Below are 11,799 nucleotides of genomic sequence, written 5' to 3' on the forward strand. Positions count from 1 at the left end.
GTTACGCCACTAAAGTCCCCAGAGTATTGGACGAAAAGAAATTAATTTCCAAATGAGTCCTCTAAGGGAAGAACAGCTATTGGACCCGAATATTTCAGAAAGAGAGTCAAATAGACTGAGAAAACACCTTGGTTTCAGGACTTTTTCTTCTCAAACGCATGTCCAAACCTGTACACGCATTCCTTAAGAAAGGTTTTCCCAGGTCTGTTAAAACAAGGGTTTTTCCTTTCCACTCAATTAAATTATCGTCTTCCATACTGGCCAAATAGAGGCGAACCTCTTCAAAAATTGGATCCGGAACCTCCACTTTTCCCAAAGTAGAAAGTTTTAGAATGAGTTCTCTTTGGACCAAATCTTCCGAATTTAATTTATGTCCCCTGAGAATTGCCTGTCCGTTTTCCGAAATTTTTCTTTGGTATTTTTTCAGGATCTTTTCGTTCTGATAAAAACAATCCCAACTATCCGAAATTGCAGACACCCCTAAACCCAAAAGTAGGTCAGTGGATTTAGTGGTATATCCCATAAAATTGCGATGAAGATTTCCATTCCGATAAGCTGCATAGAGTGAATCGGACTCAAGAGCAAAATGGTCCATTCCAATTTCCTTATATCCTGCGCTTAAGAAAAGTTCTCTTCCGATCTCATAGAGTTCTCTTTTTTCTTCTCCCTTAGGTAGATCATCTTCTGTGAATAATCTTTGGGCAGCTTTAATCCAAGGTACATGAGCATAACTATAGAAAGCGATACGATCAGGCCTAAGCTCCAATGTTTTTTGGATGGTCTGCCTCATACTTTCCTTGGTTTGTTTGGGAAGTCCATAGATAAGGTCGAAATTTACCGAATGATAACCCAACTTGCGTGCACCCTGAGTGATTGTTTCAGTTAGTTCATAAGGTTGGATACGATTTACCAATCTTTGCACTTCAGGATCAAAGTCTTGAACTCCCAAACTAATTCTTGTGAATCCGTAATTTGCTAATACTTCGAGTTGAGAAATCCTAGTCCTTCTTGGATCCACCTCCAAGGAGAATTCAGGAGAATCGGATACATTCCAAGAATCTAAAATTGGTTTTAACAAACTTTCCAAGTTGGATTCGGAAAGATAAGTAGGAGACCCTCCGCCCAAATGTAACTCTCTCAACTCACGTTTAGTCAATTCAGGAAGTTCTTCCCGGTATTTTCTAAATTCCTGGAGAACGGTCTCCACATAAGGATCTTCTACAGTATGATTTTTGGTGATAGAAGTATTGCAGCCGCAAAAAGAACAAAGTGTCTCACAAAATGGAATATGAAGATACAATGCAACGGAAGAATCATCAGGCACCAACCTTCTACGAAGTGATCCTATCCATTCTTCTCTGGTAGGATTGTCTTCCCAATAAGGCACAGTAGGATAACTAGTGTATCTAGGTGCAGGGACATCGTATTTTCGGATTAAATCGGATTTGGAATTCATACGAAGGCCTCACGTATCGTATTTACGAAAGTTCTAATATTCGCTTCCGGGGTTTTTGGAAGGACTCCATGTCCCAAACCGCAGACCCATCCTGCTCTTTTTTCCGGGACCAAATCCAAAAACGGTCGGATCCATCGATTTAAATATTTCTTAAATTCGCCCGGCTCCATGAATAATAACGCTTGGTCGAAGTTTCCCTGCACAAAATGAGAACCGTTCCCTAAAAAACCTACGATATCGGTTCGATGATCCATCCCGAATCCAATAAGACCCGAAATTTCTCTCAAAGACTGCAAAGAGCCTGGAGCCAGATTTTTAGCATAATAACCGATTTTGCCAGGGAACGCCTCTACCAAAACTTTAATGGTAGGTAAAATCGCCTCTTGGAAGAATACAGGAGAAGCATCTCCTGCAGCGGTATCAAAGACCATTACGATCTCAGCACCACCTTCCAATTGCAGACGTATATTTTCTTTTAATAATGCCAAGATCTTCTCGTAAAAACCTTCTCTTAACTCCGCAGAAACTTTAGGAAGTATTAGGTTTCCATCATGTTTTCCTTGAGTAGCGTAACAGAATAAGGTCCAAGGCCCTCCGACAAATCCGATCAAAGACTTATCTTTTGGGATTCTTTTCCTCGTGCGAATCACGGCGTCTTTTTGAAATCCCATAAACTCTACTGCTTCTTCCAAAGAGTAAAACTTATTTAGATCTTCCAAAGTAGAAAGATGCCAGCCCAGTTTGGGGCCTTCTTCGCCGAAACGTAAACCCATTCCAAATGCTTCTAATGGAAAAAGAATATCGGAAAATAAAATTGCAGTATCAAAATCAAAATCATCCACAGGACCGAAAGCGACTTCTGCAGCCAGCTCAGGCACCTTACATAATTCTTCGAAAGAATGTTTTTTCCTTAAATTTTGGTAATGCCAATGATAACGACCGGCCTGGCGCATCATCCAGATCGGAGGAGTGGCCTGTGGTTCCAGTTTAAGGGCAGCTTGAAATCTAGTATTAGACATTTTTTAAGTCTCCGATCCATTGATAGCCGACTCCTCTTACGGAACGGATCGCATCTTCGCCCCTATCTCCAAAGGCTTGGCGTAATCTAACAATGGAATTATCTATAGTTCTATTTGTAGGGAATTTTTCCTCTCCCCAAAGGCGATCTAGAATCTCATCTCGGCTGACAGTTCTTCCTCTTTCTTCCACTAAGAAGTTCAAAAGAGCACAATCTCTTTTGGAAAGATGGATCTCTTCTTTAGAAGGTGTATGGATGCAGTATCCGTAAAAATCCAAAAGGTAACCTTCATAAGAATATTTAGCCTGTTTTATGGAATGTTTATGAGATTCTAATACGTGTTTGACTCTAATCAGTAATTCTTTCAGATGAAACGGTTTAGGAATAAATTCTTCAGCGCCTAGTTCGAATCCTCTCAAACGTTCCGGCGCACCTGAATGTGCAGTTAAAAATAAAAATGGAGGACAATCTTTTCTGGATTTTAATTCTTCTGCCAACTCAAATCCATCTCCGTCCGGCAAACGTACATCCAAGAGTATAAGGTCGGGCTTGGAATCTGCGGCCAAAACTTTTGCAGACTGAGCAGAAACAGTCCAGACCATTTCGTATCCTTCTTTTTCCAAACGTTCCTTTAAAGTTTCACCTAAGGAGCGATCATCTTCTACTAATAATAATTTCGCCTTCATACGCCGTTTCTCCCTTTGGAAGAATAAGAGGGGAGAACCAACTCCGCCAAAAATCCACCCGACTCGGAATTTCGAACGGAGAAATCTCCTCCCATTCTTCCGGCTAATTTTTCAGCGAGATATAATCCCACTCCAGTTCCACTTGTGCTCGTATGTCTTAAGAATAATCTTCCCAATAATCTAAAATCGCCTGAGAAACCTTTCCCGTTGTCTTCGAATCTAAACTTGATCTTGTCTCCAGAAACGGATTCTGAAAGAATTTTTACCTTCGTAGCTCCTCCGTGTTGCACGGAGTTTTCTAAAAGATTTCTAAAAATACTTTCTAAGGCTCTTCTATCCGCTAACACTTTGGTTTCTTTCCATTCCGTTTGGATATCCAACTCGGACCATTCTTCTCTTAGACTTTCTTCCCAGTGTCGGAGGTCCAACTCTTCCAAATATAATCCTTCGGATCTCATAAGACTTGCCAGATACAGGGCCTTATTCATCTGAGATTCTATCCGATCGGAATCTTTTAATAATCTATGAAGAAGTTTGTCTTTGCCTGCATCTACACCTTCTTCCAGCAAACTCTCTGCTTGCAATCTGAGACTCGCTAGAGGAGTTTTCATTTCATGGGTGACTGTAGAGAAAAAATCATGAATGAGTTTATTTCTTTTTTCTTCCCGAAAGGTAAGCCAAACCAAGGTCCCGCCACCGCTTACTAATAAAAAAAGAAAGAAGGCACCTTCCATTTTGATCATGGCACTTTGTCTCTCTAATTTATCCAAGAAATCGTTTTCAATTTTGGATCCCAAACGAGATGCGAGTTCGGTTGCCATTCTGTTCTGTCTTAATCCCAAAAAAAGCCACCAAACCCCGAGAGAGACCGTGGTCAGAACCCAGATAACCGGCAAAACAATCTTTTTGGAATCGAAGACCTTCATACTTTCAGTTTTTTTAATGCGAAATCCGCTTTCTCCAATGTTTCTGAAAGTATTTTGTCGGAATGGGCATAACTTAGGAAACCCACCTCATAACCAGATGGAGCCAAATAAATTCCTTCCGAGAGAAGTGCATGGAAAACTTTTGCAAAACCTTCCTTATGACCTGCCGGGATTTTATCCACAGTGCGAATAGGGGAGGGAGCCTTTTTATGAAACCAAAACAAAGAAGAATGTATACTGGAATCCCAATCTCCCTCAGGATCCCTCTCCCTTAAAATAGAGACCATTCCGGATACGAAAGATTTGGTGCGATTTTCTAAAACATTATACACATTTTCTTTTTCACATTTTTTTAATGTGGCAAGACCGGCTCTCATTCCGAACGGACTAGCACTCAAAGTTCCCGCTTGGTACACCGGCCCCTGAGGAGCTACCAGATCTAATAGCTCAGCTTTTCCTGCATAAGCTCCGACAGGGAACCCTCCGCCAATGATCTTTCCGTAGGTTACAAGATCAGGAGCAATTCCTAATTCTCCGCTCATTCCGGTCAGACCAACTCTGAAGCCGCTGATCACCTCATCGAAAAGTACAAGAGTTCCGTGTTTTCTAGCAATCTCAACGATCTTGGATAAAAATTCTTTTCTTTGTATTAATAAACCGTAATTTGCAGGCAAAGGTTCGATCACTAATGCGGCGATATTTTTACCTTCTTTTGCAAAAAGTTCCTCTACCGATTTTTCATCGTCAAGGGGGAGTACCAAAGTATTTTTGATCAGCTCGGAACCTATCCCTGCGCTATCCGAAGAAGATTCTCCTGCTAGTCCGGAACCCGCCTTTACAAGCAATGCATCCAAATGGCCATGATAACATCCGTCGAATTTTAGGATCTTATCTCTGCCGGTAGCAGCGCGAGCCACACGTAATGCGCTCATCACAGCTTCCGTTCCACTGTTTACGAATCGGATCTTTTCTACCCAAGGAATTTTGGATACAATCCATTCTGCAAGTTCCAGCGAATAAGGTTCTGCGGCGCCGAAACTCCAAGCAAGTTCCGCGGTTTCAGATACGATCTTCTGGACATCTTCGTCTCTATGTCCCAAGATCAAGGGCCCGAAACTCAAACAATAATCTATATATTCTTTTCCGGAAACATCCGTAAGTTTTGCACCCTTTCCGGATTGGAAAAATACAGGATCTCCTCCAACGGAACGAAAGGATCTAACGGGAGAATGTACTCCACCCGGTGCTACTTTTTTTGCTCTTTCAAAAAGTTCCTTAGAACTCGGAAACATCAGCCTAAAATCTCCTTTCCTCTTCTTGCTGCATAAGTGATCAGATAAGATACACCTGCTCTCGAGAACACTTGCCATGTTTCTTTCAGAGCATCTTCAAATTTACAAAATCCATTTTCTGCGAGCATCGCAATAGATGCATATTCTCCGCTTACTTGGTAAGCTCCCACAGGCAGACCGGTTTGTTCTTTAATCGGTAAAATAAGATCTATAGAAGTTATACCTGGCTTAACCATCAAAAGATCAGCGCCTTCTTCCGTATCTCTAACAGAAGAAAGAATAGAATCTTCTCTATTCCTAACATCGATTTGATAAGAAGAACGATCCCCATGACCAGGAGCGGACTCTGCAGCCTCTCTGAATGGGCCATAAAAATGACTCTTGAATTTTGTAGAATAACTCATGATCGGAACATGCTGAAAACCGTTAGAGTCCAGAATATTTCTATGACTTCTAATTCTTCCATCCATCATATCGGAAGGAGAAATTCCATCCGCACCGGATTCTGCATAACAAAGTGCGAGTTCGGAAAGCCTTTTAACAGACTTGATATTGTCAATTCTACCCTTTGGATCCAAAAGGCCACAATGTCCATGAGTGGTCAAAGAACAAAGACATGTATCCACCCAGAGGAAAATTTCAGGAAACTTTGATTTAATATTTCCTATTACATTTTTATAAAACGATTTAGGGATAGAATCATCCGACTTTTTTTCAGGAACCAAAAAAAGAAGGAAATGTTCCACTCCATTTTTCACATCCGATTCAATCTGAGAGAGAATAGATTCGCTAGTATCGCGGAATACTCCAGGCAAAGAGGACATTTTTTCGGGAGATTTCAGACTTTCTGCCACGAATATAGGCTGGACCAGTTTTTTAGGATTTAAACTTTCCGAAGACACCAAATTTCTGAGCGGGGCATTGAGGCGATTTCTCCTAAGACCCAACAAACTCTCGGAACTCATATAGCACCTCTTTTTGTAAGAAAATCCGGGACTTCTCCCTCACAGGCCCTTTCCCAGGATTCAAAATTCGGGAATGCGAAAATTTTCGCATCTTCACCTAATGTTTTTCTAATATATTTATATGTGGCTCCCGTCCCGCAAGAATGGATCCTGGAACCTATTTCCGGATTTTTTTTATAAGCCCGATCGAATTGAGAAGCGCTCATCCAGAAAAAATGAGAATACGCGGAAAGATCCGGCTGCTCCGAATCAAAATCCACTTTATAGGTTACGAACCTTCTCCACACACCCTCGATGATATCGCTTTCTTCATGAGTGAGTTTGATAAAGTCAGGATTGGATTCATAAAAACTAACGATATTTTTTGCGTCTTCTTCGCCTAAACCGTCAGTGGAGCCATTTACCCAAACATCCCTGGAGGCCAACTTCTCCCAGGTTTTTGCACCTGCCACGATAAAGATTGTTCCCACCCCGGGCAATACCCAGTCTTTAGGCAAAGAATCAGCCCTAGACACGAACCAAAACTTTTCTTTAGGAACAGAAGTTTGGACAGGAGAACGTTTCATTCTAAATCCCTGTCTTGGTTTTGGGAATACAAGATCCAAGGAAGAAGGTAAAGGTAATTCCTTTCCCTTCCATCTGTCGAAAGCATCCAACTCGGAACCAGAATCCGTTTTGCCTCGAACAAATAGAAAATCAGAAGCCCCACCTAAGATCACGGAAACACCGATCTTCTGATGACATCCACCGCCGAAGTAAGAGAGAATTTTTCTCTCTTCTAAGACAGCTTCTTCTTCCTTTAAATCGGAAAGTGGGAGTAAAAGTTTTTTGGTTCTTTCGTCACCCTTTCTGATCTCAGCTGCGAGCGCTCCCTGTGCAGGTGCATTCGGATTTTTTGATAAAGGAAGAACCATAAAAAGTTCATTTGAGATGGCCGATCTGATCTCTTTTCTGAGTTCGGAATATTCTTCCGTAGAAGAAAAAGAAAAATTTTCGGATAGAAGACGATCCAATGCGGCCTTAGCAACTACGAGCCCGGAAACCTCAGGATCCGCCTTCCATTTGCGAAGCCTGGTTTGTACATTTCCTCTTACCGGATGAAAACTGATCGGTAAATTTTGGAGACGAGAGGGGAGTGCCCCCGGAAGAAATGCAGTAAGATTATATTCTCTTCTTGGACTAGAAGAATGAATCTTAATTTCTTTAGGAGGATTTTCGTAAGAAGATCTTTTAAAAAGTAAAACATCTCTTTGGTCCGCTCGAGGAAGGACCATGATAATTTCTGTGCCCTCATGACCTTCCAGATCCAAGTCCTTATAGGAATGAACGACTACGTCTACATTTCCTTGGACTAGTTCTTTAGTTAAGTCTTGGGTAAAAACACCTCTGCTTCCCATTTTCCAAAGAGGAGTGCTTAGGTCTTGGTCCCCGCTTGCTTCCTTGAAAAAAAGTTGGAGCTCCAACTCAGGATACAATTTACACAATTGATCTTGTACGAGGCAGGTCTGTAATTTTGCGAGGGAACTTTTTCGGGAACCGATTCTTAAAACGTCGGACAAGGTAGGTCATCCCAACCGAATACAATTTGATGAGCTTCCAGTTCTCTTTCTTCCAAAAGCTCGTCTAAGACGGATTTTAATTCTTCCTTCACTTTTCTGGTCCTTTCTTCCGTTTCTTTCAGAGAAGAAAGCATTTCTGCAAAGGAAATATATACGATATCTGAAGGCCAAGATTCTTCCAGAGGTTCTTCTCTAAAATCTAAGACCAGATTTCCCGGAGTAAGCTTATCCATCCAGGCGGAAAAATCCATAGGCGCAGCAATTACCCACGCTTCTCCATTTGGAGACCAGTCTTCCATCAAATGAGAAGTGGAATCGGATACAGAAGATAAAAATTCCAATCGATTTGGATTACGTCCTACAATCTTAGTCTTTCGATTGGAATGAGAAAGCCAAGGAAGGATTTTTTCCGCAAGCTGGCCTGTCCCAAAAAGTATAATTTCTTTAGGAGGATTTGTAGCTTCGGATAAATATTTATCCGCCAAACCGCCGTAAGATTGTTCTCCTAAATTTTGCAAATACCCGGAGCGAAGAGTCCTACAATCTTCAATCAGATTGTCTCTAAGTTTTGCTAAATAATCTCCAAAAGCGAGATCGGGCAATTCTTGGAATCTTTGTTTGAATTGAGAGAGCACTTCTGTCTCTCCAAATAATTTAGATTTTAGGCCTGAGATAATTTCGAGAAGAAGCCTGTATGCTTCGTAACCGGTTTTACTTTCCCAATGGGAAGGAAGATCTTCCGGATTTGAATGGATCCTAGAATCGGAAACAAGAACAGTACGCATACAAGTCTTCCAAGAAAACGCATCGGGAAGAGAATATAAATCCCTGTCGGAAGATTCAGAGTGAAAAACCTGTAATGTGGACCACATCTATCTTCGATCATACCTAATTTGGGGCCTTATTTGTCAAAATACTGTCAGAGAGATCCGAAAAATATTCCTCTTGCAAGTGTTGAGAACGAATTTCAAAATGACCTTATGGTTTGGGACATAGGATTCCAAGATAAAATTGTTTATTTAGTCGTTGGCTCTGCAGCGGTTTATTTGGGCTTTCCGGTCGTTTCTTCATTTAAAAGTCTATTCAGTAAAACGCAAACCAAAGAGACAAGTTTCGGTTGTTACGAAGCCGCATGCTCCTCTTGTGAAGTAAAGATTGATAAAAATCAAAAAGTCTTATCTAAACGGAAGCACGGATAATTCCAAAAGAGTCATCGCGATCCCATCTTCATTATTCGAATATTTGGTAATATAAGAGGCGCCTTCTTTCAAACTGGGGACTGCATTCTTCATCGCAAAACCATATCCGGAAGAAAAAAGCATTTCTCGATCATTTAGCTCGTCTCCGAAAGAAATGACCCCTGCCTCGTCCAAACCGGAAATTTTTAAATAAGACTGGATCGCCGTCCACTTGGAAACTCCCTTCTCCAAAACTTCCAAACAATAAGACACTCCAGGGATTTTAGTGATTACGGTTCTGTATTCTGAGGATTCAGGCAAGGTGAGAAGTTCCCCTTCCAATTCGATCAATTCTTCCTTCATTAAAGAAAGATAACATACCACAAGAGCACGATCGCCAGAATGTTCCAGAAGATCAGAAACCACCTTGGTCCTCGCGATGTCTCCGCCTGAATAATGATGATATTTTTCGTCCGTGATCGGAGACTCGACTAGGATATCTATTCCTTCCTCGAATCGATCCACATGAAGAAGGGGAGAGTGGCCCTTCTTCTTTCCCAAAGATAAAACTGCAAATGTCGCTTTTTCGGAAATATACGTTTCCGAAATTCTTTCTCCATTCGGAGAACTTCTGAGCACCTGCCCATTATTGGCCACCACAGTCACATTTCCTCGAAATTCCTGAGCATAGGGAAGGGCAGAAGAGAACCTTCTACCCGTAGCGATGATCAACCCGACTCCCTGATCCAACGCGGATTGCAGAACATAATGATTCAAACTGGAAATGGAAGCCCGAGAATCTAAAAGTGTTCCGTCCAAATCCATAGCAATCGTATGAAAGGGGAGAAGCCCATCCAATTTTGGAAATTTATGTGAATTCGAAATGATATCCAAGGCAACCTGCGATTCTTTTCCAATAGACCTGAGGGCAGGAGTTCCTTCCACCCCCTTTTTTCGTTTTCAAAAGAATCAAAACTGATTGCCTGGAAGAATGGAACTTAGTCTGGCATATTCCCCCTGTCCGAACGACACATTCATCTTCTATCATCTTATCTCCGCAAAAACCAAGGCGCCATTTTCTATAAAAGAAGAATTATACGATGTGGAACAACTGAACCAATTCGCAGATAAAGGAAAATTCCAGGCCACGAAAATTTCATTCGCAGCTTTATTCCATGTGGCGGACAAATATTCTCTTTTAGATAGCGGATCTGCACTTGGTAGGAACTGCGGCCCTATCATCGTAAAAAAAGCAGGTTCCTCGGTAGGAACTCCTAACGGAAAAAAAATTCTGGTCCCGGGACTCTGGACCACTGCCAATTTACTTACACATCTATACTTAAAAGGGGACTTCACGCCAGTTCCCACACGCTATGATCTTATCTTGGACAAAGTAAAAAATGGAGAAGCTGACTTCGGAATTGTCATTCACGAAGAAAGATTCACTTACGAAGCAAGAGGACTCGCCAAGGTAGAAGATCTAGGAGAATGGTGGGAAGGTACAACCGGAGCACATATTCCTCTCGGATGTATCGCAATCCGCAGAGATCTTTCTTCTCAGATAAAAAATGACCTGGATTCGGCGATTAAGGAAAGCCTTTCTCTGGCCTACCAAAACAGGGAAAGTATGTACGATTATATCTTAAAACATTCTCAAACCACAACAAGAGAAGTGGCGGATGCGCATATAGATCTGTATGTGAATGAATTTTCTAAAAGTTTAGGAAAAGAAGGAGAAAGGGCCATCCGCTTATTACAGCAAAAAGCCCTTGAGACAGGATTACTTCCTCCAGAAAAAGAGAAGGAACTATTTCTTTAATTTTTCAGTTCTCTCACAATATCCAAACTCGCAGGGGATTGGTTTAGGGTATAAAGATGAATTCCAGGTGCTCCCAGTTTGACCAATTCACGGCATTGGTTTACAGAGAAGTTGATACTTCTTTTATAAAATTCTTCCGGCTGATCCTTTACTTCTTCCAGATCGGAAACTAGTTTTTCAGGAAATTCACAGGCTGCCATTGCCTTAAATCTTTCTATCTGAGTAAAAGAAGTAATAGGCATGATCCCAGGGATTACTGGCACATTGATTCCTTTTTTGCGAATCAGATCTAAGAAAGATTCAAAATTGGAATTTTTAAAAAACAATTGGGATACCAGGTAAGAAGCGCCCGAATCCACTTTTCGTTTTAAATTATCCACATCGGATTCCAAACTCGCGGCCTCCGGATGTTTTTCAGGATAACAGGCAGCTCCCATACAAAAATCGAAACCTTCTTCTTTGATAAAGGAGATGAGTTCGCTTGCGTAACCGAAACCACCCTCTACTTTTTTAAAAGCCTCTTCTCCTTTAGGAGGATCTCCTCGAAGAGCCATTAAATTTTCGATCCCGGATTCTCGGATCTGTTTTAAAATAACTCGAATCTCTTCCTTATTGCCGCCCACACAGGTAAAATGTGCCGCCGCAGGAAGAGCAAATTTTTTAGCCAATTCAGAAGTGATACGGATAGTCTTATCCCGAGTAGAACCTCCCGCTCCGTAGGTCACAGTGATATAACCTGGATCCACCTTGGACAATTCTTCCACAGCTTCGAATAATTTCGTTTCTCCTTCCGGAGTTTTAGGAGGAAAAAACTCGAAAGAGTATACCGGCGTTTTAGCCGTTTTATAAATTTCTAATATCTTTTTCATTCTAACCTTTCCCCGTAAAAAACGGGGAATT

Annotated in this window: 11 protein-coding genes; 1 reads left to right on the forward strand and 10 read right to left on the reverse strand. The window is 41.5% G+C overall.

What is annotated here, in order from left to right; genetic code table 11:
• Nucleotides 1-106: 106 nt before the first annotated feature.
• From hemN to CH365_RS14100, 9 genes are all read right to left on the reverse strand, one after another.
• Nucleotides 107-1,456: an oxygen-independent coproporphyrinogen III oxidase gene (gene hemN, locus CH365_RS14055; RefSeq protein ID WP_100769203.1), complete on the reverse strand. Its 1,350-nt coding sequence runs from the start codon at nucleotides 1,454-1,456 to the stop codon at nucleotides 107-109.
• A complete protein-coding gene (locus CH365_RS14060; protein WP_100769204.1) occupies nucleotides 1,453-2,475 on the reverse strand; it encodes a uroporphyrinogen decarboxylase family protein in 1,023 nt (340 codons plus the stop codon). The genes hemN and CH365_RS14060 overlap by 4 nt, the downstream gene beginning before the upstream one ends.
• Nucleotides 2,468-3,160, reverse strand: a complete 693-nt coding sequence (locus CH365_RS14065) for a response regulator transcription factor (protein WP_100769205.1) — start codon at nucleotides 3,158-3,160, stop codon at nucleotides 2,468-2,470. Before CH365_RS14065 ends, CH365_RS14060 begins: the two co-directional genes overlap by 8 nt.
• Nucleotides 3,157-4,086 (reverse strand): sensor histidine kinase, encoded by a 930-nt coding sequence (locus CH365_RS14070; RefSeq protein WP_100769206.1) that lies wholly within the window; start codon nucleotides 4,084-4,086, stop codon nucleotides 3,157-3,159. Before CH365_RS14070 ends, CH365_RS14065 begins: the two co-directional genes overlap by 4 nt.
• Entirely contained in the window at nucleotides 4,083-5,378 is a 1,296-nt protein-coding gene (gene hemL / locus CH365_RS14075) for a glutamate-1-semialdehyde 2,1-aminomutase (RefSeq protein ID WP_100769207.1), read from the reverse strand. Before hemL ends, CH365_RS14070 begins: the two co-directional genes overlap by 4 nt.
• Nucleotides 5,378-6,343: a porphobilinogen synthase gene (gene hemB, locus CH365_RS14080; RefSeq protein WP_100769208.1), complete on the reverse strand. Its 966-nt coding sequence runs from the start codon at nucleotides 6,341-6,343 to the stop codon at nucleotides 5,378-5,380. Before hemB ends, hemL begins: the two co-directional genes overlap by 1 nt.
• Nucleotides 6,340-7,902 (reverse strand): hydroxymethylbilane synthase, encoded by a 1,563-nt coding sequence (locus CH365_RS14085; RefSeq protein WP_100769209.1) that lies wholly within the window; start codon nucleotides 7,900-7,902, stop codon nucleotides 6,340-6,342. The genes hemB and CH365_RS14085 overlap by 4 nt, the downstream gene beginning before the upstream one ends.
• Nucleotides 7,887-8,774 carry a glutamyl-tRNA reductase gene (locus tag CH365_RS14090; protein WP_100769210.1) on the reverse strand — a complete coding sequence of 296 codons (888 nt, stop codon included), beginning with the start codon at nucleotides 8,772-8,774 and terminating at the stop codon, nucleotides 7,887-7,889. Before CH365_RS14090 ends, CH365_RS14085 begins: the two co-directional genes overlap by 16 nt.
• 303 nt (nucleotides 8,775-9,077) lie before the next feature.
• Nucleotides 9,078-9,905, reverse strand: a complete 828-nt coding sequence (locus tag CH365_RS14100; RefSeq protein WP_208861217.1) for an HAD-IIB family hydrolase — start codon at nucleotides 9,903-9,905, stop codon at nucleotides 9,078-9,080.
• A gap of 166 nt (nucleotides 9,906-10,071) precedes the next feature.
• Here CH365_RS14100 and CH365_RS14105 point away from each other — a divergent pair, with 166 nt between their 5' ends.
• On the forward strand, nucleotides 10,072-10,899 hold the full coding sequence (locus CH365_RS14105) for a 1,4-dihydroxy-6-naphtoate synthase (RefSeq protein WP_165782613.1): 828 nt from the start codon (nucleotides 10,072-10,074) through the stop codon (nucleotides 10,897-10,899).
• Here the strand turns inward: CH365_RS14105 and metF are convergent.
• Nucleotides 10,896-11,768, reverse strand: coding sequence for a methylenetetrahydrofolate reductase [NAD(P)H] (gene metF / locus CH365_RS14110; RefSeq protein WP_100769212.1), 873 nt, complete (start codon nucleotides 11,766-11,768; stop codon nucleotides 10,896-10,898). The genes CH365_RS14105 and metF overlap by 4 nt on opposite strands.
• Nucleotides 11,769-11,799: the final 31 nt, after the last annotated feature.

It is taken from the genome of Leptospira neocaledonica, assembly GCF_002812205.1.
GTDB lineage: Bacteria > Spirochaetota > Leptospiria > Leptospirales > Leptospiraceae > Leptospira_B > Leptospira_B neocaledonica.